The organism is Bacillus cereus group sp. MS39, assembly GCF_040448665.1.
Classification (GTDB): Bacteria; Bacillota; Bacilli; order Bacillales; family Bacillaceae_G; genus Bacillus_A; species Bacillus_A wiedmannii.
Genome location: NZ_CP123058.1, coordinates 4348326 through 4372444 on the forward strand (window position 1 = coordinate 4348326; position 24119 = coordinate 4372444).

The window sequence follows — 24119 nt, forward strand, 5'->3', positions numbered from 1 at the left end:
AGTATAAAGTAAAAGCAACATATAACAATAAGGAGGATATTCCTATGGGACTTGGCGGTAAAGGCGGTAGTGGTGGCACTGGTGGCGGTGAAGCTGGACAAGACGGTAAGAGCGTTAGTAGTGGGTATATAGTACTCATTGTGCTCTTTATCGTATTGATTGTAGTCGGAGTTGGCTATAACGGCATTAACTTCTAAAAAAAGCATCCTACATTACACATGTAGGATGCTTTCTTTCTAATTTCTATTAAGTATTCGCATACGATAACAATTCATCGTCACTTCTCCGAGCCTTTGCAGTAATTGATAGTTCGCATATGCGCCGACCGGGGCACCGATTATTGGTACGAGCTGAAGCATTTTTGCTAAATCGATATAGTCTCGGTACTCTGTTTGGAACTTTTCCCAGTCCATATGATTTTCTTCTTCTGTATCCCACGTTTCGATTGCTTTCCATATCTCTTTTCGGTGATCGTCACTTGAAAAGGCAAGTTGAAAAACGTGAAGGATAAAAAGGCGCTCTTCTTTGTTACTTGTATCAAATCCGTACAATGTTGCGGCATCGAATAAAAATTTAATTTTAATGCCGAGTAAAAGCGGAAAATCAGCAAGGCCAAGGAGAATACCGCCAGCTCCCGTCCCTGCTCCTTCTGCCGCTGCTATTTTTTTGTACTCATCCATTTTTTTACGTACTTCGCCGTCTCTTCTTTGCAATGACCAGTTCGTCTCTTTTAATTTCGGCTTTATAAAGTTTGATCCAGCACTAATCGTTTGCACCATCATCCGAATCGTTTCCGTTAATACTTTTTGCACTTTCGCCGGAATAAGCTGTTGCACTTTCGTCTGCACTTTCTTAGAGAACCGTGTCATCATAGAAGAATCTTTCATGAATGTAGCTTTCCACTGCTCCAATTCTTTTATAACCTTCTCTTCGTATGTAATCATAGGTTCATTCCCTTCAATTTAAACGCTCAATACGTTTCGCCCCGTATTGATAAACGAAACCGATACTAAATACTATGCTTACGACTAGTAAAATTCCCGTCATCATGAAATCTTTCTTCGCAAGGGCGAATATAACTGTAAATACAACGCTGCCGGTAATAAGGATCGCATTTAATAAGACAAGAAAATCTTTCTTCTTCTCTTCTCCCCCTACCGGATACAAATCAAGCCAAATCTTCATGCGGTGATGCTTCCATAAAGTTAATAGCTGATAACCGATTAAGTATAGGAAAATAAGGCTTACGATAAATCGTCCATATAAAAACGGAATGAAGTAAAGAATAACTCCTCCAAGCGCGAGCAGGCGCACATATAAGCCGAAATAGTTACCAGATCGTAAAAACGTTCTCGTATATAAGTATAAATATGTACGCTTCTCACCAATCATCGAAAGAATGAAATCAAGCCATTTTCTACGTGCTACTCTTTCTTTTAATGCTGGTACATCAACGAACATGTTCGCGATGCGGTACAGCAGCATCATCTTCTTACCTTCTTCAGAAATTAAGTACTCCCAGTTTAGCGGCTTTCCCTTCACCATTTGATGCAGTACTACAAGGTATAACACCATGAGAAGGACGATTCCGCCAACAAAAATAACGGAAGTACGCTCTACAAGGAAGTACACAAATAAACCGTTTAAAATAAAACGAATGAACCAATCAGCTCTTTGTATATTTTGATCTGTTAAAAATGATTTTTCCCATGCGACGAATAAGTTCCACGCTTTTACAATGACAAACGCGAGTACAATCCATATGTAAGCCGCTCCTGTTTGCTTCATTTGCTGGAAGTATAACGGGGCAAGCGCTGCCGCTACGATTGCGATTATGTATAACTGAATCATAAACGTAAAGAGAAATGCCTTTGTAAAGTACGGTTTTAACTTTTCTTCAACTGGCAGCAAGTAAACGAGATCTGCTTCTTTTAATAACGTTTGAATGGATCCGGCCGTTAATACGAGTCCGAGCAACACTGCCATAACAAGCGCTGTCGGAAATGAAGGTGTTAACGTTTGTAACCATTGCTGATAATAATACGCTCCTGCGCCGATGATAAATACGAAAATAAATTTCAAATGATCATTAAATACGTATTTACTATATGTACGAACTTCTTTTAGAAAGTGACGAAATCGTTCTTTCCATAATGCTGTGCTATTCATAATCTTCTTCCTTCGTTAATGCAATATAAATATCATCTAACGTTGCACCTGGCATATTAAACTGTGATTGCAGTTCAGATAATGTTCCCTTCGCTCTTACTTCGCCTTGATGCAAAATAATAAACGAATCACAATAACGCTCTGCCGTCGCTAAAATATGTGTACTCATTAAAATACCTGCACCGCTCTTTTTCATTTGATCCATCATTTGAAGGAGTGATTGAATCGCTAACGGATCAAGCCCAACGAAAGGTTCGTCCACAATGTAAAGAGATGGTTCCACTAAAAAGGCACTCATAATCATTACTTTTTGTTTCATCCCTTTTGAGAAATGAGATGGAAACCATTTTAAACGATTTTTCATGCGAAATTCTTGTAATAGTTGTCCTACACGTTCTTCATATTGTTGTTCATCGACACCGTACGCCATCGCTGTTAATTTCAAATGTTCTTCTAGCGTTAGCTCATCATATAATACTGGTGTTTCTGGGATGAACGAAAAACTAGAACGGTACGCTGTCATATCATCACGAATTGTTTTCCCGTTAATTGTGACAGTTCCTTTTTTCGGTTCCATTAAACCGATAATATGTTTAATTGTCGTACTCTTCCCGGCTCCATTTAAACCGATTAAGCCGACAAGTTCGCCTTTATTCACAGAGAACGAAACATCTTTTAGTACAGGTCGTTTCGTATATCCTCCTGTAACATTTTCTACACGCAATAACTCGCTCATACGACACCACTTTCTTCATTAGTATTCATTCTATATTCATCTTACCAAAAATAGCGCTGTACTACATAGTATCGATGCCCTCAAAAAAAAATTTAAATTTGTTAGCATATATTTTTACGAAAGCGGACATCATAATTAGTGAAGAAGGAACACATTGAAAAAGCAACCACCAATTGATGAGTACAACAACATAGTGAAGTCATCATGAAATGGGGTGTCCATGTTGGACAAAGAAATTTACACATAACCAGATCATTTGTTTCATTTTCGAAACGGGGTGTCTCCGAAAGAGCATATACTGTTTTAAAAAATAAACAATTTCCTTTTATAAAGATTGCAATTCATTTCACTTGAAAATGGGGTGTCTACGGCAGAAACTTTAGCCGATTTACCGTGCATTTCTTAAATAAATGAGGTGTCTGCGAAACGTAAATTACGATAATGCTTTTTCAATCCCTCTTCAGAAAACAGGAAGCTGAGTCAGCTTCCTGTTTTTCGTGTTTGTTCTCTTATATAATTATGGTAAAATACGGCTAAGGCTACTTGAAAGGATGAGATCAATGAACCATACAGCGGACAATTGTATTTTTTGTAAAATTATTGATGGGCAAATCCCTTGCTCAAAAGTATACGAAGATGAACATGTGCTTGCATTTTTAGATATTAGTCAAGTAACAAAAGGACATACTCTTGTTATTCCAAAAGTTCACAAACAAGACATTTTTGCGTTAACGCCAGAAATCGCATCACACATTTTTTCTGTCGTTCCGAAAATCGCAAATGCGATTAAAGCAGAGTTTAATCCAGTTGGCTTTAACCTACTTAACAATAACGGTGAAAAAGCTGGACAAACTGTGTTCCACTTCCACCTTCATTTAATTCCACGCTACGGTGAAAACGATGGTTTCGGTGCTGTTTGGAAATCACATCAAAATGAATACACAATGGAAAATTTACAAAACATCGCAAGTACAATTGCAAATAGTGTGGAATAGTGACACTATAATAAGAAGTAATACATAACAAGCCACTTTTCTAAAGTCATTACATATTGCACGGCTTGTTTCTCCACTCAAGATACCAGGGACTGTGCACTGCACACTTTTCTTTCCCTTGTCTTAAAGATATGCATATTTCTTCACATCATGAATACGAACAAAAAATAAGGAGGTTTCCTTTTATGTCAAAAGCTAAATCCTTTATTACAGGTGTCATTTGCGGCGGAGCAGTTGCTGGATTAGCCGTTCTTTTCTCTACTCCTTCTTCTGGTAAAGCTATGCGCGGTAAGCTAAAAGAAAAAGGAACTGATATTAAAAAGACTTTAGCTGATATTACAGCTGATACAAAATTATTAAAACGTCAAATCGTTGAAACTGCTTCGGAAGGTAAAGAAGTGTTTCAAGAATTAAAAGAAGATATGCAAGACACGCTTTCTAACTGGAAGCAAGATATTTCTCAAAACAAACGACATATTGAGCAAGAAATTTTGGACATTCAAAAATCAATTGAGAAACTACAAGAAGCTGTTCCGGAAAAAGCGTAAACAAATTCCTGCTTAGTTTTTTGCATATAACAAATATTTTTTATATAAATTGACCTTAACACGGCATATCACACAGATATGCCGTGTTTTTATGCATTTACAATATATGTTATCACTTAACATGTAAGGACAACACATGTACTCACGACTCATAAAACGCTTCCATAGTTATGCATGATTTGTATAGAATGTCATTTTTCCGAAAAATTTTCACAATTCTCACAAAAAGACTTTATTAATTTTTACTTTACTGGCATAATAGATAGTAATGAAAAAGAATGTTAAAGTGGGTGAGTAAATGAAAAGTGGAGAAAAAGATTACTCGGTAAAAGAAGCGATGATTTTCAGCCAACGCATTGCTCAATTATCGAAAGCGTTATGGAAATGTGTAGAGAAAGATTGGCAACAGTGGATTAAGCCTTACGATTTAAACATTAATGAGCATCATATTTTATCAATCGCTTATCATTTAAAAGGGGCTTCTATTTCTGAGATTGCTAAGTTTGGAGTTATGCACGTATCAACGGCGTTTAACTTCTCGAAAAAGCTGGAAGAACGCGGCTATCTTGTATTCTCAAAAAAAGAAGATGATAAACGAAATACGTACATTGAGATTACAGACAAAGGGGAAGAATTACTACTTCGCTTAATGGAGGAGTATGATCCTGAAAATAACTCTGTATTTAATGGGGCTCTTGCACTTCGTAATTTCTATGGTAAGTTCCCAGAAAATATCGAACTTATCGCTATCTTGCGCAACATTTACGGACAAGACTTCATCGATATTTTTGAGAAATCATTAGAGAATATTGAGGAGAATTTTACGGAATCCGATCAGAAGTTAGTTAAGAAGTAATCTATTTATTTTTTCGCAATCATGCTTAAGAATTCATTCATAAGCGGCTTAAATAAACCTTGTTTTGCTAGCGCTTCCGCAGTTTCGTGTACTTCGAGCTGATGTGGAAGCGCTTTTTCAAATTGATCTAACAGCGCATCGAACAAAAGAAGCCCTTCTGCTTTCTCCACTACATATTGCTCGTTCAGTATTTCACAAAGATGTAGTATACGTTCAATATCTTTTTTACGAGCTTTTTTCTTTATGATCAAAGAATAAAATGGACACTTTTCTTCATCAATCATTTTAAATAGTAGGTCTACGTAGTATTCAGCTTGTTCTAATCTTCTAACAACGTCCATTTTCTCCCTCACTTTCTAACACAAAGTCTTCTATTTCTGAATTTTATAACACGAACAAAATATCGTATGATACAATATATAAAGTATATGTATTTTAGCCAAAAGGAGGTCTCGCCTCATGACACTTATAACAGTTGTTTTTGTCGCATTCGCACTTCTTGTTATATTTTACACGAATTTCATGACACATACACTGTGTGAACGAAAACAAATAGCTGCGAGCCGCCAACCCGGTGTCTTTCGGGTTATTAATGTATGTATAACAATTTTATTAATTTCTAGTTATATAGAAATTATATTTCATGGAAAGTGAGGAAGGAAAGCCCTTTCCTCACTTTTTTCCTCTATAAGCAAATTATACCTACTATAACCAATAAAATAAACAGTACAAGTAATAAAATAAGTTGAGAATTCATCCCCATCCCCTCCTCTTTTCTATATATGCGGCATGCGCCCAATAGGCTACACCTTCAAAATCTGACACACACTGGTTAATTTTTCTTTATCAATATGAAATCGAGTCGAAATATGATATATTAAATTTTGTACATATTGCTTATACTATGAAATAAATGACACGCATCTTAACTTTATCCTCAGCCTCGGTAAGCCCTGTTAAGCGCGCTTTACCAACGAAAAAAGCAAAAGTATCAGTGAGACTTAATCGGGCTCTTATGAACCAAAATTCATTGGTGTGGGATAAATTAAAAATACATAATAGTAGGAGTGTTTATCGAATGAAGAAAGCTATGCTTGCCTTAGCCGCAACAAGTGTAATCGCATTATCAGCATGTGGAACATCATCATCAGACAAAATCGTTACATCTAAAGCTGGTGACATTACAAAAGACGAGTTCTACAATCAAATGAAGACACAAGCTGGTAAACAAGTATTAAACAACATGGTTATGGAAAAAGTACTTATTAAAAACTACAAAGTTGAAGACAAAGAAGTAGACAAAAAGTTCGATGAGATGAAAAAACAATACGGTGATCAATTCGATACACTATTAAAACAACAAGGTATTAAAGAAGAAACTTTAAAAACTGGTGTGCGTGCTCAATTAGCGCAAGAAAAAGCTATCGAGAAAACAATCACTGATAAAGAACTAAAAGAAAGCTACAAACCTGAAATTAAAGCAAGCCACATTCTTGTAAAAGATGAAGCGACTGCTAAAAAGGTTAAAGAAGAACTTGGACAAGGTAAATCTTTCGAAGAGTTAGCGAAACAATACTCTGAAGATACTGGTTCAAAAGAAAAAGGTGGAGACTTAGGATTCTTCGAACATGGTAAAATGGTTAAAGAATTCGAAGATGCTGCTTATAAACTGAAAAAAGATGAAGTAAGCGAACCTGTAAAAACACAATTCGGTTACCACATCATTAAAGTTACAGACATTAAAGAGCCAGAAAAATCATTTGAGCAATCAAAAGCTGACCTGAAAAAAGAGTTAGTTGCGAAGAAAGCACAAGATGGCGAATTCATGAACGATCTTATGATGAAAGAAATCAAAAAAGCTGACGTAAAAGTTGACGATAAAGATTTAAAAGATCTTTTCAAAGAGCAAAAAGCTGACGCTAAGAAAGACGAAAAGAAATAATGAATTGAAAAAAGCTTGGGCTTAGGCCCGAGCTTTTTTGTATACTCTCTTCTCTCGATAAATGAAATTATAAGGTTAATTCTCAAATAGATTAACCTTGGTCCTAAATATAGCAGTGATTTTTCAATTATATCGACTCACCAGTAAAAACTGACAGTGATTGCGATCCCCTCTTCAAAAACACAAAAAAACCTTGATCCACGTAGCACGGAACCAAGGTTTATCTTATTATCATTGATTAAATGATAAAATTATGTTAAATTAGTACAGAAACACGCTTTCTAAAATGAAAGGAACGTATTTATCCGTATCTTAATTGTACACCAAAACACATCTTCAGTCAACCTCTATTTTTCACTTTTAAAGGAGTGCTTACCGTATGAACAAAAAACTTGATTTAGAGCAAAAAAGATTGGATACCGTAATAGAAACAATTACGGAGCAAATTGATAAACTGGAAAACGAAACTGGCAGACGCCGGGCAGAAGTAATCCATATTCGTAAACACTTCTGGGATGACGTGAAAGTGAATACTGATACTTTTGATGATTATCTTGAAACAGTTATCAACTTAAGACAACAAGCTCAGTCACTAGCTGTCACACAAATTACCCATAAGCACACCTTTAATCGACTTGCCGCATTAAGACGCATGCATAAAGCACCTTACTTCGGACGAATTGATTTCAAAGAAGAAGGAGAATCTGCTGCGGAGAAAATTTATATCGGCGTAGCTACACTTACTGATGCAAGCGGAGAAAACTTTCTTATATATGACTGGCGCGCACCCATTTCGAGTGTGTACTACGATTATCCACCAGGACCAGCCGAATATAGTACACCAGGAGGCGTAATCCACGGTAATGTGGAGAAGAAATTACAATACATTATTCAAAATGGCGAGATTGATTCTATGTTCGATACGAGCCTTACAATTGGTGATGAAATCTTGCAACAAGCGCTCGGAAAAGGTACGAACAAACACATGCAAAGCATCGTTGCTACAATTCAGCGCGAGCAAAATGAAATTATTCGTCACGATGAAGGCCGACTCCTTATCGTGCAAGGAGCTGCTGGTAGCGGTAAAACGTCAGCTGCGCTGCAACGAATCGCCTACTTACTATATAAATATCGTGAATGGTTAAAAGCAGATCAAATTATTCTCTTCTCCCCTAACTCTATGTTCAATAGCTACGTTTCTAACGTACTACCTGAACTCGGTGAAGAAAATATGCAGCAAGTGACATTCCAAGAATATTTAAATCATAGACTAAGTAAGTCATTTGACGTTGAAGATCCTTATGAGCAATTAGAATACATGCTAACTGAAACGAATAATCCTACCTATAAAACGAGAAATGCGAGCATCCGATTTAAAGCATCCACTCAATTTTTCGAGATGATTAGAGCGTACAGACAATCTCTTGAATCATCAGGCATGCTATTTAGAGGAATGAAATTTAGAGGAAAACTGATTGTCTCTGCGAAAGAAATTACAGCGCAATTTTATAATACTGACTCCTCCCTCCGCTTCCATAGCCGAATTGAAAAGTTAACGGATTGGCTAAATAAGCAAATAGATGCACTTGAAAAAGCAGAACTGAAAAAGCCTTGGGTAGAAGAAGAAATTGAACTACTTAGTAAAGATGAATATCAAAAGGCTTATAAATACTTGCAGAAAAAGGGCGAGTTTGACGACAACTCCTTTCATGATTTTGAGAAAGAAACGAAAGTACTTGGACGTATGATTGTCCGTAAAAAATTGAAGCCACTTCGTAAAGGTGTTCAAACATTGCGCTTTATCAATTTCACAGGCATATATAAACAACTCTTCACAGATGCATCATGGGTTACTGGAGAAAAACCGAAAGAATGGGATGACATTTGCTCATTAACGGTAAACATGTTAGATGAAGGAAAGCTATATTACGAAGATGCGACTCCATTTTTACTTTTAAAAGAATTAATTGAAGGCTTCCAAACGAATAGATCGATTAAACACGTACTCGTAGACGAAGCGCAAGATTATTCGCCGTTTCAGTTCGAGTTTTTAAAACGTCTCTTCCCTGCCGCAAAAATGACTGTACTCGGGGACTTTAACCAAGCGATATTTGCCCATGCGAGTGAAGCAGTGAATTTCAATACACTTACTAGCTTATACGGACCAGATGAAACGAACGGTATCAACTTAACTCGTAGCTATCGCTCAACAAAACCGATTATTGAATTTACACGTGCTCTCGTACCGGAAGGAAAGGACATTCACGCCTTTGAACGTGACGGCGAAAAACCTACAGTGACGAAAGTATCGAATGATAGCGAACTGCACGAACATATTACTGCCAAAGTTGCTGAACTACAAAAACAACAGCACAATACGATCGCAATTATATGTAAATCTGCAGCTGAAAGTGCGGCTGCATATGAGGCACTTAGTCATATCGATAATATTAAACTCGTGAAGAGTAGCTCAGCCGAGTATGAGCAAGGCATTGTCGTGATTCCTGCTTACTTAGCGAAGGGTATCGAATTTGACGCTGTTATTATTTACGATGCATCTCAAGATGTGTATAGTGATGAAAGTCTACGCAGATTGTTCTACACTGCTTGTACGCGTGCGATGCATGAATTACAGCTATATAGCGTTGGTGAGGTTAGTCCTTTTATACTTGGGGCTAATTCGGAGAGTTTTGAGCTTATAACGAAAACACCTTGATGATTCAAGGTGTTTCTTTTTTATGCAGGATTTACACCTTAAAAGTAGAATATATCAGTTTAGAAAAAGCTAAGGAGTGACAAGATGAACCATTATTTTATTGCTATTTATGACGGCGTATTTCCTACCGAAAAATTACATACCATTTTACAATCTAATCCTACTTTTACCGACCTAAACGTCCGCCCTCTCGCAATCTCATCACCAAGACCTTTCACATTATTAGTTGGCGCAGAACACAATGCACTCACAACTGGTATTACAGATACATATCATCTATTAACGAAAGAGTTACAAAAACTAGAAGAACAAGAAAAGTACTATTACGTATACGATTATAAAATTAGAAAGACTATCGACAATCCTACCGAAAAATGCTTTCCATTAGCCACAATCCATATAAGTGTTACGAAATTCCATAAGATGATTCAAAAAGTAAAAGACTTAAAACGCCCAGTATTTGCAGGTTATCACATCACTTCTCATGATGCAGACATACTTACAATTGATGTACTTCTATCTTCACCTTTATTAGATCCTAGCACTTCCGAAAAAAATGTGGAAGAATACGCTTATTTACAACAACTAACTGAATCGATATCTCGTTCTGAATTATGTATTTCTATTAAAGAGAGTGTACTTATTTAAACACGAAAAGAGGGTTATTTATGATAACCCTCTCCTACTATCTATTTACGTTTGTACTTGATCATAATAATGAATTCTTTTAGCATCAAGGTGTTTTTCTCATTCTAAACGGCATATCTTTACGTCGATATACACTCAGCACAATCCCCATTATAAATGCATGAAATAAAGTTGGTATCAATCCGTAGCTAATAAAAGGTAATGATATAGAAGTACGCGGTAATAATCCTAAAATCATGCCAACGTTATAAATGAAATGAACTACAAAAAGAGTCACTCCGCCAACGAGAAGCAATTTACCATAACCATCATTTATTTTATAAGCTATGTTCATTATTCTTACTGCAAAAAGAGAAAGAATCAGGACAAGAACTAGCGCAAGCACATATCCATAATAGTAAGTCAAACTCGCGAATACAAAATCAGTATGGGCAGCAGGGATAGACTTTATATTTCCATATGTACCAAACCAGCCTGCTGAAGACATCGCCTCTTGTAAACGTAAATCCCATTGATCATGCGCTGGGTTTATAAATCCTAAAATTCTAGCTATCCGGTATTCTTTTACGGCAGACCAAGAAAATAGATCCCTAATAATAAAGGGTAAAACTGGTAATATTGTAATAAGCCATGCCGTTTTCTTTCCTAGCTTACTCCACCAAAGCATAACGAATACCATCGTAATATAGATGAAAATTGGTAAAAGAATTGATATAGTTGAAAATAGATATAAAGAAAATACGTACAACATAAGAAGATGCATAAACTTTAACCTACTATTATTGAAAAAAGAAGCCCAAGCTAGAAAGAAGAATGGTATCGTCATTAAACAGTCAATTTTGATGGGGCCAATTTTTATTATTGCTTCCCCAATCACGTAACCAGTCGGAAAACATTTTATCATTAACAAGATAAGTACACCGATTGTATAAAACAGCCACCCGAGCCTCTCTAACTTCCGATAATCAAGTAGCATGATCCCAACAGCTGTTGCAATGCCGAGAATAACAGAAATTAATTTGTTCATTAGTAAATCGTTTGTATGCCCAAGAGCGATTATTGGCAAAAACCCTAACCCCATAGCAGCCACTAATAAAATAAGTAAAAACCAATCCACCTTTGGCTTATGCAGTTTATTAAGTTCTTGCCCTAGTTTAATCGGACTTCCCATTTGTTCTACAGCTTTATTTTCAGCAATTTCCTCACTTAATCCTTTTTCTACCCATGTGTTCTTTGCCTGTTTTAAGTGAAAATCTAGTTCAGTTGCTACAAAGCCCTTTGCTTCTTTTGATTTAATATGATTCGTAACTTCGCTTACAAAACGTTCCCCTTTTTTATTCAATTTCGCCTCACTCCTGTACTAAGCCTTTTAATATAAATTGTGCCTTCGTAGCATTTTTTTCTGCCTTTCGCAGCATCTTTCTTCCTTTATCATTTAATTGATAATATTTAGCTCCCGCGTGATCCCAGCTTGATTGGATAAAACGATTCTGTTCTAGACGATGTAATACGGTATATAAAAACCCTTCATTTCCTTCGAATTTCCGAATCCCTCTCCCTCGTAGTAGCTGTGACAATTCGTATCCTGTTTTTTCATTACTGAGGAGTTGTAAAATCGCTAAAGAAATGTCCTCTTCTTTTTCGTTTGACGCATTGATTTTTTCGCGCACCCGCTTTCGATGCTGATCAGAAAAACTCAAGTGTTGAAACGTTGTGTTCTCCATTGATTTTCGCAAGCCTTTTAATCGATCTTCCATTTGATTATTCCTCCAATCCTTTCTTCAATAGTTCCTTCGCTTTTTTCAGTCTCGTTTTTATCGTGTTTTCCTTCACTTCTATTACCGTAGCAATCTCTTTAATTGATAATTCTTCATAATAAAATAGATAAATGACTTCTCGGTATTTTATCGGTAAATTCATTACCGCAGAAGCGAGCTCACGGTCCTCCGCATTTTGAATGACAGTTTGTTCGACACTATCATTTTGAACCCCCATATAAGCAGATTCATCCTCTGTCACGATCACCTTTTTGTTATACCAACTTTTTATATAGTCCTTACATTGATTAATCGCAATTCTCCATAACCATGTTTTCACATTCGACTTCCCTTTGTATGTATGAAGAGATTTATAACATTTCACAAATATATCTTGCGTTACATCCTTCGCAACCTCTTTATTGTTCACATATGAATACACAAGCTGCAGGACTTCTTGTCCATACTTGTTCATAATTTCATCAATAAGGAGTTCCTTATCTTCTATTTCAAACGCTTCTATCGTTAATTCATCCACAGCATTTCCTCCTTCCCATATATTAGACGACGTACTGTATGGAAAAGTTTTATAAATTTATAAAAAAATACAGATGGCAATGTCCGTACCGTTTTGTTTAACCTTTATTTCAAGTACTCTTGATTTCATAAAATCCATGTAGCCCTTTAAACTCTGCATAGGAGGCAGCCACTTATTTATAAGTACTACTCCATCTCCATCTAAAGTTCAAGCTCATTTTCACTTCCAAATAATATTTTTAATCGTACTTATACTATATCTCTAACTTAAATCCACTTTCTCATGGTATAATTTCATTTATCTATACATTCGAATATCATAATACAAAACATATACTATACGGAGGCCAAAACTAATAATGCCAAAGAAAAAAATCATAACTTTACTAACCACCCTAACATTAGCTTGCGGATGCACAGTAGCACTAGATTCTCCCAACCAAACTAGTACTGCTTCTCTAAAAACGGAGACTTTCACAGGATATGTTATTTCAATTGACACTGTATACATACTCGTTGCAGATACCCCTACAAAAAAGGAAGCACTTTCCTACTCCGAGGTGGAAGCAATGAAATTTATTCCAAATAAACTATTAAAACTTCCTATCGAAAAAAATAGGAATTATCAATTGGGGGATAAACTCGTTATATCTTTCGGCGCAACGACTAAATCTACACCTCCAATTGCAAATGATGCTACGATTGAAAAAATACCTAATGAATAGCAACCTTAGGAACTCTCGATTTCATCAATTACAACTCCCTTTTTAAAATAATATTTTTTGCGAAATCATTCCCTCAGCAAATTACATATAATAAACCGAATAGTCATTACACTACATTCACCTAAAAAGCGTCTTCCTCACAAGGCGCTCTTTCATTTTGCAATAAGGATTTTGCCTTCGTTTTCTATAGTCAATATTCCCCTCACCGCTAAATGAAAAAGAGAACTCATTTCACCGAGTCCTCCTTCTTCCTAATACTCACTTAAAGAATCTAATATCTCATGGCCATACAAAGAGGGCTTCATAATATCAAAACCGATAAATTCTTCATACTTTTTATCCGAAAAATAAAATACGATATTATGAAATAACACTTTTTGCAAATGATTTTCCTGAGAAACTCGAAATGAGTATATGTAGTTATTATCATTTGAAGTTTCCTTTTTATATATTTTACTCCTATTTGTTAATCCTTTTAATTTACTTGCATTTTCTCCAAAAAACTCAATCCCAACTATACGATCAAATTGATCTATATCTAAATTCAATTTCGGATTTTCTTCCAATTCTTCAGTCGATTCAATCTCAATTTCTGAAGTAAATGGAATTACATACAGATATGCCATCTGGATTTCAGGGTCATAGGTAATTAATTTTTTCATGATACACCTCATATTGGTATCTTATTTTTTCATTAAATTTATCTTTATAAACTAAATATTAGGTTTTTGGGTTATAAAATACAAGTATAGTATTTGAAGTTCTATACATAACACAGCTGCTTTTTCTAGTTCTGCTGTGTATTTCATTTGAACGTTGTTATCAGTATCCCTATTTTTTTAATTATGTTTGTTTATTTAACAAGGAACAAATTGTAAGGAGAATTATAAGTTACTTTTTAATCATTTTTGAAAATGGCATTCCGAAAGTTGAATTAACAAAATCTGATGCTACATTCTTGATGGAACAACTTAATGAAATTAAAGAAAAGAAACGTAACTCAAATGAAAACCTTAGCTTGTAGGCACCTCACAAACAAGTTGTATATGACAAACCACACTTTACACAATAACCAACCATTTAAAACTAGGGCTTTTCATCCATATGTCTTGTTCCCTATTTTAAAACATAATACAATTAATACGTAACTTAATAAGCTATAACTAGTAGGTGTGGTAATCATCTCTTCCATTTTGAAAAAAGGGGGAGGTGATAATATGATCGCGATGTTTGTAATTAAATTAGTGTATGGTATCCTAACCGGAGCTGGCGTTGTCATCGGTAGAAGATACGTCGGTCCATGGCTAATTTCTGTATACAAAAAAGCGAGAACCACCCTGCTTCGTGGAAAAGGTAAGGGCGGTTCTCGGCTAAAACGTTAATGTAATTGTCTTATAACCGCACCTACTACCACCACAATAGCAAGTTAGGTTACACAAGGCAGAAGTTTCTCAGGCTTCTGTCTTCTTTATTTTATGCAAAATTCATACTAAATACTCTATCATCATTGTAACACATTTTATTTATTTTTAGTCAAGATGAAAAACACCTGAAGGGCTTCCCTCCAGGTGTTTCTCTATTTTATGCTAATGCAGCTGCCTGTTCTTGTTGATCTACAGGAATGACAGCGTCTGTTAATGCTTTTTCTAATTCAGCTGTGTATTTCATTTGCTCTTCTTTGCTCCAGCCTAGTTTCGCAGCCATGTAGTTAATTACTGCTTCTTTCCACTCATATACCCAGTGGATGTTGAAGAATACAGCGCCTCTACGGCGTACGAAGAAGTCAACTGGTTTTGCTGTCATTTCGTAATCCATTGCGTATACAAGTGGGATTAGAACGTCAAGCGGCATGTTGTATTCTTTCGCTTCGTCTTTATGTTTTTTCGCTAAGTCGAACAGTACGTCAACGTTAGAGCCGTAGAATTTCGCGAATTCTTCTGCTTGTGCTGTCGTTAAACCGTGTTTCGTACCTTCGCCTGCTTTTTTCGCAACGAATGCTGGGAATCCGTGTGAACCATCTACATGTCCACCAGAGATTGGCATATGTTTCGTGTCGCTCTTCGGATATGCACTATGACCTTCTTTTTGTAGTAAGTTCGTTACGTAGTCTACTACCATTTCAGCCATTTTGCGGTATCCTGTTAATTTACCACCTGCGATTGTAATTAAACCAGATTCAGAAGTCCAAATTTCATCTTTACGAGAAATTTCAGATGCGTTTTTACCTTCTTCGTAAATTAACGGACGTACACCAGCCCAGCTTGACTCCACATCTTTTTCTGTAATTTTCACACTTGGGAACATGTAGTTAATCGCGTTAATGATGTATGTGCGATCTTCTGTTGTCATGTGTGGTACAGCTGCATCTTTATCATAGAACGTATCTGTTGTACCTACGTATGTTTTTCCTCCGCGAGGAATCGCGAACACCATACGTTTATCTGGTGTATCAAAGTAAATCGCTTGCCCTAATGGGAAACGTTTTTGGTCAATGACTAAGTGAACACCTTTTGATAATTGAAGTACTTTCCCTTTTTTCGAGTTATCTTTTTCACGAAGTGTATCTACCCAAGGACCAGCTGCGTTTACAATTTTCTTACCGTAAACTTCGTACACTTCTCCGTCTAGTAAATCGATTACACGTACACCGCATACTTTCCCATCTTTATATAAGAAACTGTCTACTTTTGCGTAGTTAACAGCTTTCGCACCATGCTCAATTGCTTCTTTCATTACTTCAATTGTAAGACGCGCATCGTCTGTACGATATTCTACGTAGTAACCGCCACCTTTTAATCCTTCTTTTTTCACAAGAGGCTCTTTGTTTAATGTTTCTTCACGGTTAAACATCTTTCTGCGCTCGCTTCGTTTTACACCTGCTAAGAAGTCGTATACACGAAGACCAATTGATGTACTGAATGATCCGAACGTACCGCCTGTATGGAACGGAAGTAACATCCACTCTGGTGTTGTTACATGGGGACCGTTCTCATATACGATCGCACGCTCTTTCCCCACCTCTGCTACCATTTTCACTTCAAGTTGTTTTAAATAACGTAGACCACCGTGTACAAGCTTCGTTGAACGACTTGATGTACCTGCTGCAAAGTCCTGCATTTCAAACACAATTGTTGATAACCCGCGTGTTGCCCCATCTAATGCAATACCAGAACCAGTAATACCTCCACCAATTACGATCACATCTAACTCTTGTTTATTTACTCCGTTTAATACGTCTTTACGTTGTTTACTTGAAAATTTCATGGTAATTCCTCCCTTTGATAACGAAAAAAGAGACCACGAACTCCGCTATAGATTTCGCCTCTATAGCGTGTTGTGGTCTCTCCAAATCTCCTACCGAATTATTAACTTGTCACCATTATAACACTGTTTATGATTATTTGAAAGCTTTTGTTGCTTCAATTGCTTTTTTCCATCCAGCATATAACTCTTCGCTTGTTTCCGCTTCCATCGTTGGTTCAAAGCGTTTGTCCATATGCCACTGTTCTTTAATTTCATCTTGGTTTTTCCAATACCCAACCGCAAGACCAGCTAAGTACGCTGCACCTAAAGCTGTCGTTTCATTGATCACCGGACGCTCTACAGGAACGTCTAAAATATCACTTTGGAACTTCATTAAGAAGTTATTTTTAACTGCTCCGCCATCAACGCGTAATGTTTTCAGTTCAATACCTGAATCTGCTTCCATTGCGCATAGTACATCTTTCGTTTGGTACGCTAAAGATTCTAGTGTTGCACGAATGAAATGCTCTTTCGTCGTACCGCGCGTTACACCAAACATAGCGCCGCGTACTTCACTATCCCAGTACGGTGTACCTAAACCTACGAATGCTGGTACAACATATACACCGTCAGTTGATTCAACGCGAGAAGCATATACCTCACTCTCACTTGCATCTTTAAACATGCGCATTCCGTCACGTAACCACTGAATTGCAGAACCTGCTACGAAAATACTTCCTTCTAATGCGTAGTTTACTTTACCATCTATACCCCATGCAATTGTTGTTAATAGGCCGTGCTCAGAAGCTACTGCTTTTTCACCTGTGTTCATTAACATGAAGCAACCAGTTCCGTACGTGTTCTTCGCCATACCTTCACCGAAACAAGCTTGTCCAAATAATGCTGCTTGTTGGTCACCAGCTACACCTGCAATCGGTATATTTTGACCGAAGAAGTGATAATCAATTGTTTCTCCATATATTTCAGATGATGGACGTACTTCTGGAAGCATGCTCTTTGGTACTGTTAACATGTCTAGAAGCTCATCATCCCACTGTAAGTCGTGAATATTAAACATTAATGTACGTGATGCATTTGAGTAATCCGTTACGTGCGCTTTACCGCCAGACAATTTCCATACAAGCCACGTATCAATCGTTCCGAATAATAGATCGCCGTTTTCTGCTTTTTCTCTTGCACCTTCAACGTTATCTAAAATCCATTTTACTTTCGTACCAGAGAAGTATGCGTCAATTAAAAGACCTGTTTTTTCGCGAACCATTTCGCTATAACCTTTTTCTTTTAGCTCATCACAAATTTCAACTGTTTGACGAGATTGCCATACGATTGCGTTGTAAATTGGTTTTCCAGTCGTTTTATCCCACACAACCGCTGTTTCACGTTGGTTCGTAATACCGATACCAGCGATTTGTTCTGGTTTTACATCAGCTTCGCTTAAGCAAGTTGCGATAACTGCTAAAATAGATCCCCAAATTTCTTGTGCATTATGCTCTACCCAACCTGGCTTTGGAAAATGTTGTGTAAACTCTTTTTGAGCTGAATGAACAATTTCACCTTTTTTATTGAACAGAATTGCGCGTGAGCTAGTTGTTCCTTGGTCTAAAGAAAGAATATATTTTTTCATATCGGTTTCCCCCTATGCTACTTTTCTACTATTTGTATTGCTTTCACTTTTTTTACTTGTCATATAAGAGATTGCTAGTACAATCACAGTTGCAATAATCACATAAATAAGTGCTGCATTTTGTTTTCCTTCAAATACAACTTGATGGAATAATCCTGCAAGTGATCCACCTAAAATTGGACCAACTACTGGAATCCATGCATACTTCCAATTTGAACCGCCTTTTCCTGCAATCGGAAGGAAGAAGTGTGCGATACGCGGACCTAAATCACGAGCCGGGTTGATCGCGTATCCTGTCGTTCCACCTAATGATAAACCAATACTTACAATTAAGAAACCTACGATAAATGGATTTAAACCATCTGCAAATTTATTTGCTCCAATTGCTAATATACCAAATACTAAAACGAATGTTCCAATCATTTCACTTAAAAGGTTTGCAAATGTGTTCGGAATTGCTGGACCTGTTGCAAATACACCTAATTTTGTTCCTGGATCTTCTGTTTCTTTCCAGTGTGGTAAGTAATGTAAATATACAAGAACTGCCCCGATAATTGCCCCAATCATTTGTGCTGCGATATAACCTGGTACGTCACTCCATGGGAACGCTCCCTTAAATGCTAATCCTATCGTTAAAGCCGGATTCAAATGTGCCCCACTAATTGATCCAACTGCATACGCTGCCATAGCAACTGCTAAGCCCCAGCCCATTGTAATAACAATCCAACCAGAATCTTTCGCAAACGATTTCTTTAAACTTACACCAGCGCAAACGCCGCCACCAAGTAAGATTAACAACGCAGTCCCTACTAACTCTCCTAAAAATGCTGACATAGTATCCCTCCACAATCAATTTAAACGCTTCCAAATGTGATAGAGGTAAAATGAATGGCCATTCGTTTTTGTCAAAAGAAAAAGACCCACAGCTTTGCACGCTTCTATATAAATTTATATAGAAACAATGAAATGTGGATCTCTTCTTTTCTCCGTCACGTTTATTAACTTATCTATAATGTTAACCTTTCATGAAAGCGGTGTCAACAGAATTTTTTCACATTTTCGTCACTTTTTTTGGTAATGTTTCCATAGTTCTTTCTTCGATGTCGTAATCGCTGTCGCACCAGCATTTAAAGCTCTTTCAACATCTTCTACAGTACGAATGAAGCCACCTGCTAAAATCGGTACACCTGTACGCTCTTTCACTTCAGCAATCACATCCGTTAACGCTCCAGGAAGCACCTCTATATAATCCGGCTTCGTCTTTTCTAGCAAATTACAGCTCTTTTCCATCGCGCTAGAATCAATTAAAAAGATGCGCTGAATTGAGACGACACCCTTTTGCTTCGCCTTCATAATTACGCTCGCCTTTGTTGACAATAACCCGTACGGTTTATATTCTTGGCATAAAAACTCCGTCGCATGCCCATCACTTTGTAATCCATGGATCAAATCAACATGTAAAAACACCTTTTTCCCATGCTGCTTCGCAAGTGACACAACACTCTTCAATTGACCAACATGAATATCTAAAATAACAATATACTCATACGAACTATGTAATAGCTTCTCCAAATCTTTAATTTGCCTCACTGCCGGCAAAATCTTCTGTTCATGAAATTCCATTCTAAATGTCCCCTTCTTTATGTCATCCTATCCTTTATAGTACACAATTTAAGTGAAAAGAACAGCTAGTGTCAGGGATTTCTTTCATTATCTATATATTTTCTTCAACTTATCAGAAGCCGTGCCACCTATAACCATTAATATGAGGGGTAAAAAATTCATTACATACGGTGCATCCGCTACAAGTGTAATGCTCGCTCCTGCAAACTTATTTAACATCCATACAGCGATTTTTGCAATAAACAAAAATACGCCCATCATAAATAAACTATCGAAAAACACCTTCCATTTTGGATATGCTAACTGTTTGCTATCGTTAATTACTTTTTGCGTCAACTCTTCATCGCTCCTTAGTAGTTCATCAATCGTAATACCGAACAGATCGCTTAAATGAATAATAATTTCAATGCTCGGATAGTTCTTTCCCGTCTCCCATTTCGAAACAGACTGCCTACTTACATGAATCTTTTCAGCCAAATCATTTTGCGACCAATTTCGTTTTTCTCTTTCTTGTTTTAAGCGTTCACTAAAAATCATACTGTGTTTATCACCTCTCTACGTCCAGTATGGTCAAATAACTGATGAAGAGTAAAGCGAGTTGTCGTTGCGTTAGCTGTGCAACTTTTACGTTACAGGTTGTAATGGCGCTATGTAGTGTGTATATTTCATATGCTATGCTCCTATAATAATTTCCCGAACAATAATCGTGCTTCTTAACATTGTCGCTTTGTGTCGGTAAGTCGATATATTGAAAAATCGTTGATATATTTTAGGAAATAAAAAAGTGGATAACAATACGTTATCCACTCTCCCCTAATTATAATAAAACCGAATCTTTATCACTATTCTGATTACCCTCCTTATCATTCTCCAAAAAGAAAATCGTTTTGTTCATTTCTCAACTTATACTAATATGGATAGTGCCAGGGAAATTAACGAAGAAATACAATTAGAACGAACAAAAAACCCTGTAAAATTTCTTACAGAGTTTTTTGCCAACTATTTATTGTTTTGCATAACGAATACGAACATTATCATCCATATGATAAATTTGTAATGTATTTCCATCATAGTTTTGTAATTTATACATCATACTATCATTTGTTAACTTTACTTCTTGACCGTCTTTAAATGCTTTTGTTACTTTTAAGGATAACTGGAATGACGGAACATCTACCGCATATGTCCCTGTTAAGTAGTTATCTTTATTCGGATAAGAACCGTTCGCATAGGACTCAAATGTTTTATCACCTTTTAATACTAACGTAGTTTTTATGCCACTACCGTAATCAATACCCCAATTACCAATAATCTCAGTACCATCTTTGATGTTTTTCTCCATGTTTCCATAATTAATTCCTAACTCTTCACTTGTACCAACTGTACCTACAAATACCCCCGTTTTAGCTTGGCTTTTATCTGTTTGAGCCTGACTATCAGTAGTTGGGTTTGCCTGTGTAGAACTACTTGTTGTACTAGTAGATTTTTCTGTGGCTGTATCACCTTTTATTTCGGATCTTAACTTATCGAATGTTGGTTTCCAAATACGTTTTGCTTCTTCTAGTTTTGTATTTGCTTTATTTAAGATTTCCTTATCGGTCTCTAAGCTGAAGCCTTTATCGTTGAATAACTTCTCTATTTCACCGAATGTTTCTCTTAGTTTACCTGTCGCTCTTTCAATCTCTTTTTGGTCTTCTTTATGTTTTTGCGGTGCGTAAATCTTCTCTATCTTATCAAATACTTTATAGATGTCTTTAATACTATCTAATACCTCAGCTTTTGATTTACTTCCATTTCTCAAATCTCTTACAGAAGCGTCATAGTAATCAAATCGTCTTAACATATCCTGTTCAATATCTAATAAATATTGTGCATAATCTTCATCTAAAACTCGAACCTTTTGAACATCTTTATTTTCTTCTTTCGAATTAGTTGATTTTTCTTTCGTTTCAGCAGCCTTAGATTTACTCGTTTCTTCTGTCTTTTCTTCTTTATTTGCCGAATCTTTTACTGTAACACAACCACTTAATAATATGGCAACTGGAACTGCAGCAGCTATTAGTTTTTTCACTTTCATACCTCATACCCCTTTAAGTCATTTATTCTTAGTTAGTTTTGCTGCCGATACTCTTCGCTGCTTCTTCAAACAGTTTTGAGCCTTCTTGTGCTTTACTTAATGATTGATGCATTTTACTCTCGTCTTCTTGGTCTAATGCATCAAAAAGAAGTTGAAAACAATCCGCATACAGTTCCATCGATTGCTTTATCTTCGCTTGTTCTCCCTGTAATTCAGGAGGCGCTTGTAGATTCTTCAGTTTCGTTGTAGTTGCCTTTGCTCCACCTAAACTCAGTTGTACTTCACTTTTCTTTTGTTTGTATGATTTTACGTCTGAATCTGCTATTCCTTCAATTAATTTCATTGTATCTTCAATTTGAGTGGCACTGTTTATAATATCTGCCTTGTATCTTTCAACATCTGAACCAGTTACCTTACCAGTTGAAGAATTAGAAGAAGTAGAATTATTTGAAGAAGAACTTTGTTGACTACTTGATGAACTACTGTTTGTATCTTCACCTTTCGCTACAGATAAGCTATCCTCTTTCTTGCTATCAGTTGACTTACTCTCTTTTTCAGCAGCCTTACTCTCTTTCTCTACCTTTTGCGTTTCTTCTTTCTTTGGTTCGGCTTTCTTACTATCAGTTTCAATTGTAATACAACCACTCAATAACATAACTGGTAACGCTAAACTTACTAATTTCTTTGCTTTCATGATTACTAATACCCCTTTATTTGTAAAATTCAGTGCAAACAAGTTAATATACTTAACTAATAAATTCCCCCCGAATAATTTATTAGAATCTACTATCCATAGACTTCCTGTATATTCATAATCTTTCCATATATATCATTTTATAGAGAATTACATATTTGGTCAAAGGGATTTATGAAGTCTTCACAGGGAAATTTACTAAACGAAAAGAAATTTTATTCACAAAGAAAAGAAGCTAACAATAAATTGTTAACTTCTCAGCTGAAAGTAAAATATTATCTTTCCTTATCTTCTAATATCTAGGTTGTGATTGAATATTTGTAAGATGAGTATCAAACATATCAATTATTTCAAGAAATCTATCAGCTTCACGGAAAACATGGTCTGCTAATAATGGATGAATGATACTCTTTATTTTACATTGCTCAATTAAATCACGTGCTGTTTTCTTAAAATCCCGAAGAGATGCAACCGACACACGATTTTGATCTAAAAATTGATCTAAAAGTGGGACTGTTTGAGATTGTGGTTTCATAGATTCTAAGTCAATTGCTTGATACATCAATTCATCAAAATCATTGCTAAAATTCCGCGCTGTGTCTACAAGCTTTCTTTCCGATGGATCAAGAAGATGACCAATAAATTTAGCATGGTCTGCCATAATCCTTAAAAAGAAAACATTTTCTTTAATAATAGCATCAGGAAGAGCATCTAATTTACCTTCATTTAATTGTATTAAACGTTTTCTAAAATAATCAGCTTCCCTACTCGTATGGTCAACTAACAATGGAAAGTTATTTTGTCCTGGCAATTTACATGTGAGAATTAATCCTAAAATTTTTCGTTTAAATCCCCAAATATTAGTTGCGGCTTGTTGTACTTCTGAATTAAATCTTTTTATTTGCTCAGGATCTGTTTCATTTGTATAGGAATGTGCAATTTGTTCGATATGTTCAAACAATCGATAAAATTGATTAGCCTCTTCGATTAGTTGAGTATCCTCACATCTAAACCCTAAGCGAAGAAAAAAAGAATGCTCCTTCATGATTCTAGACCAAAAACGAATTTCATTTAATGAACGCTCAACAAACATTACAGATGTAACACCTGTATCAGGATGTAATGTTGTTTCATCCCTATGCATTGTTAATCCCCCCAGTAAATAATGCGCTAGTTCCATTCTTATGAGTAAAAAAATATATAAATGC

Annotated in this window: 27 protein-coding genes; 10 read left to right on the forward strand and 17 right to left on the reverse strand. The window is 36.2% G+C overall.

Annotation, left to right across the window (positions count from 1 at the left end; genetic code table 11):
- The first annotated feature begins 44 nt into the window (after positions 1–44).
- Positions 45–197 (forward strand): sporulation protein YjcZ, encoded by a 153-nt coding sequence (locus tag QEP67_RS22475; protein ID WP_075310498.1) that lies wholly within the window; start codon positions 45–47, stop codon positions 195–197.
- Positions 198–236: 39 nt separating this feature from the next.
- On the opposite strand, the gene ecsC is transcribed toward QEP67_RS22475, so the two are convergent.
- From ecsC to ecsA, 3 genes are read right to left on the reverse strand one after another with little or no spacing between them, the layout of a single operon-like run.
- Positions 237–944, reverse strand: coding sequence for an ecs operon protein EcsC (gene ecsC / locus QEP67_RS22480; protein WP_048567007.1), 708 nt, complete (start codon positions 942–944; stop codon positions 237–239).
- A 13-nt stretch (positions 945–957) separates the two neighbouring features.
- On the reverse strand, positions 958–2169 hold the full coding sequence (gene ecsB, locus QEP67_RS22485) for an ABC transporter permease EcsB (RefSeq protein WP_353706434.1): 1212 nt from the start codon (positions 2167–2169) through the stop codon (positions 958–960).
- The gene (gene ecsA / locus QEP67_RS22490) at positions 2162–2905 is read right to left on the reverse strand and encodes an ABC transporter ATP-binding protein EcsA (protein ID WP_001292607.1); all 744 of its coding nucleotides are present in this window, start codon (positions 2903–2905) and stop codon (positions 2162–2164) included. The genes ecsB and ecsA overlap by 8 nt, the downstream gene beginning before the upstream one ends.
- 560 nt (positions 2906–3465) lie before the next feature.
- On the opposite strand from ecsA, the gene QEP67_RS22495 reads away from it, so the two are divergent.
- The 3 genes from QEP67_RS22495 (at position 3466) to QEP67_RS22505 (ending at position 5304) form a co-directional block, all read left to right on the forward strand.
- Positions 3466–3900 (forward strand): HIT family protein, encoded by a 435-nt coding sequence (locus QEP67_RS22495; RefSeq protein WP_001016839.1) that lies wholly within the window; start codon positions 3466–3468, stop codon positions 3898–3900.
- Positions 3901–4085: 185 nt separating this feature from the next.
- Positions 4086–4448 (forward strand): YtxH domain-containing protein, encoded by a 363-nt coding sequence (locus QEP67_RS22500; RefSeq protein WP_000030297.1) that lies wholly within the window; start codon positions 4086–4088, stop codon positions 4446–4448.
- A 298-nt stretch (positions 4449–4746) separates the two neighbouring features.
- On the forward strand, positions 4747–5304 hold the full coding sequence (locus QEP67_RS22505) for an HTH-type transcriptional regulator Hpr (RefSeq protein ID WP_000834920.1): 558 nt from the start codon (positions 4747–4749) through the stop codon (positions 5302–5304).
- Positions 5305–5309: 5 nt separating this feature from the next.
- On the opposite strand, the gene QEP67_RS22510 is transcribed toward QEP67_RS22505, so the two are convergent.
- Positions 5310–5645, reverse strand: coding sequence for a DUF1878 family protein (locus tag QEP67_RS22510; RefSeq protein ID WP_000383646.1), 336 nt, complete (start codon positions 5643–5645; stop codon positions 5310–5312).
- A gap of 118 nt (positions 5646–5763) precedes the next feature.
- Here QEP67_RS22510 and QEP67_RS22515 point away from each other — a divergent pair, with 118 nt between their 5' ends.
- On the forward strand, positions 5764–5958 hold the full coding sequence (locus QEP67_RS22515) for a hypothetical protein (protein ID WP_000172690.1): 195 nt from the start codon (positions 5764–5766) through the stop codon (positions 5956–5958).
- A gap of 31 nt (positions 5959–5989) precedes the next feature.
- On the opposite strand, the gene QEP67_RS22520 is transcribed toward QEP67_RS22515, so the two are convergent.
- Positions 5990–6103: a hypothetical protein gene (locus QEP67_RS22520; RefSeq protein WP_002007073.1), complete on the reverse strand. Its 114-nt coding sequence runs from the start codon at positions 6101–6103 to the stop codon at positions 5990–5992.
- A 279-nt stretch (positions 6104–6382) separates the two neighbouring features.
- Between QEP67_RS22520 and prsA the strand changes: the two genes are divergently transcribed.
- The 3 genes from prsA to QEP67_RS22535 all read left to right on the forward strand — a co-directional run bounded on the left by prsA (position 6383) and on the right by QEP67_RS22535 (position 10610).
- Positions 6383–7246, forward strand: coding sequence for a peptidylprolyl isomerase PrsA (gene prsA, locus QEP67_RS22525; RefSeq protein WP_000710056.1), 864 nt, complete (start codon positions 6383–6385; stop codon positions 7244–7246).
- Between the two features lie 379 nt (positions 7247–7625).
- Positions 7626–9962 (forward strand): RNA polymerase recycling motor HelD, encoded by a 2337-nt coding sequence (helD, locus tag QEP67_RS22530; protein WP_064473047.1) that lies wholly within the window; start codon positions 7626–7628, stop codon positions 9960–9962.
- Between the two features lie 84 nt (positions 9963–10046).
- On the forward strand, positions 10047–10610 hold the full coding sequence (locus QEP67_RS22535; RefSeq protein WP_001017112.1) for a hypothetical protein: 564 nt from the start codon (positions 10047–10049) through the stop codon (positions 10608–10610).
- A gap of 85 nt (positions 10611–10695) precedes the next feature.
- Here the strand turns inward: QEP67_RS22535 and QEP67_RS22540 are convergent, their stop codons facing one another.
- From QEP67_RS22540 to QEP67_RS22550, 3 genes are read right to left on the reverse strand one after another with little or no spacing between them, the layout of a single operon-like run.
- Positions 10696–11952, reverse strand: a complete 1257-nt coding sequence (locus QEP67_RS22540; protein ID WP_001034642.1) for an FtsW/RodA/SpoVE family cell cycle protein — start codon at positions 11950–11952, stop codon at positions 10696–10698.
- Positions 11953–11959: 7 nt separating this feature from the next.
- Positions 11960–12367, reverse strand: coding sequence for a PadR family transcriptional regulator (locus QEP67_RS22545; protein WP_000390181.1), 408 nt, complete (start codon positions 12365–12367; stop codon positions 11960–11962).
- A gap of 4 nt (positions 12368–12371) precedes the next feature.
- Positions 12372–12905, reverse strand: a complete 534-nt coding sequence (locus QEP67_RS22550) for a sigma-70 family RNA polymerase sigma factor (protein WP_000344014.1) — start codon at positions 12903–12905, stop codon at positions 12372–12374.
- A gap of 358 nt (positions 12906–13263) precedes the next feature.
- On the opposite strand from QEP67_RS22550, the gene QEP67_RS22555 reads away from it, so the two are divergent.
- Positions 13264–13629, forward strand: a complete 366-nt coding sequence (locus tag QEP67_RS22555) for a DUF3221 domain-containing protein (RefSeq protein ID WP_001124850.1) — start codon at positions 13264–13266, stop codon at positions 13627–13629.
- A 251-nt stretch (positions 13630–13880) separates the two neighbouring features.
- Here the strand turns inward: QEP67_RS22555 and QEP67_RS22560 are convergent, their stop codons facing one another.
- A complete protein-coding gene (locus tag QEP67_RS22560; protein WP_000734000.1) occupies positions 13881–14291 on the reverse strand; it encodes a DUF2283 domain-containing protein in 411 nt (136 codons plus the stop codon).
- Positions 14292–14846: 555 nt separating this feature from the next.
- Here QEP67_RS22560 and QEP67_RS22565 point away from each other — a divergent pair.
- A complete protein-coding gene (locus QEP67_RS22565; RefSeq protein WP_000561154.1) occupies positions 14847–15011 on the forward strand; it encodes a hypothetical protein in 165 nt (54 codons plus the stop codon).
- Positions 15012–15210: 199 nt separating this feature from the next.
- Here the strand turns inward: QEP67_RS22565 and glpD are convergent, their stop codons facing one another.
- From glpD to QEP67_RS22605, 8 genes are all read right to left on the reverse strand, one after another.
- Positions 15211–16893, reverse strand: coding sequence for an aerobic glycerol-3-phosphate dehydrogenase (gene glpD, locus QEP67_RS22570; RefSeq protein WP_000672821.1), 1683 nt, complete (start codon positions 16891–16893; stop codon positions 15211–15213).
- A 133-nt stretch (positions 16894–17026) separates the two neighbouring features.
- Positions 17027–18517: a glycerol kinase GlpK gene (gene glpK / locus QEP67_RS22575; protein WP_000759998.1), complete on the reverse strand. Its 1491-nt coding sequence runs from the start codon at positions 18515–18517 to the stop codon at positions 17027–17029.
- A gap of 12 nt (positions 18518–18529) precedes the next feature.
- Complete coding sequence (gene glpF, locus QEP67_RS22580) at positions 18530–19351, reverse strand: glycerol uptake facilitator protein GlpF (protein ID WP_001272204.1); 822 nt, start codon at positions 19349–19351, stop codon at positions 18530–18532.
- 228 nt (positions 19352–19579) lie between these two features.
- Positions 19580–20140 (reverse strand): glycerol uptake operon antiterminator GlpP, encoded by a 561-nt coding sequence (gene glpP / locus QEP67_RS22585; RefSeq protein ID WP_000394290.1) that lies wholly within the window; start codon positions 20138–20140, stop codon positions 19580–19582.
- An 87-nt stretch (positions 20141–20227) separates the two neighbouring features.
- A complete protein-coding gene (locus QEP67_RS22590; RefSeq protein WP_000577673.1) occupies positions 20228–20677 on the reverse strand; it encodes a helix-turn-helix transcriptional regulator in 450 nt (149 codons plus the stop codon).
- 466 nt (positions 20678–21143) lie between these two features.
- A complete protein-coding gene (locus QEP67_RS22595; protein WP_064056317.1) occupies positions 21144–22217 on the reverse strand; it encodes a DUF3994 domain-containing protein in 1074 nt (357 codons plus the stop codon).
- Positions 22218–22245: 28 nt separating this feature from the next.
- Positions 22246–22911 carry a hypothetical protein gene (locus tag QEP67_RS22600; protein ID WP_064056318.1) on the reverse strand — a complete coding sequence of 222 codons (666 nt, stop codon included), beginning with the start codon at positions 22909–22911 and terminating at the stop codon, positions 22246–22248.
- Between the two features lie 292 nt (positions 22912–23203).
- A complete protein-coding gene (locus QEP67_RS22605) occupies positions 23204–24055 on the reverse strand; it encodes a DUF2935 domain-containing protein (RefSeq protein ID WP_064448980.1) in 852 nt (283 codons plus the stop codon).
- Between the last annotated feature and the right edge of the window lie 64 nt (positions 24056–24119).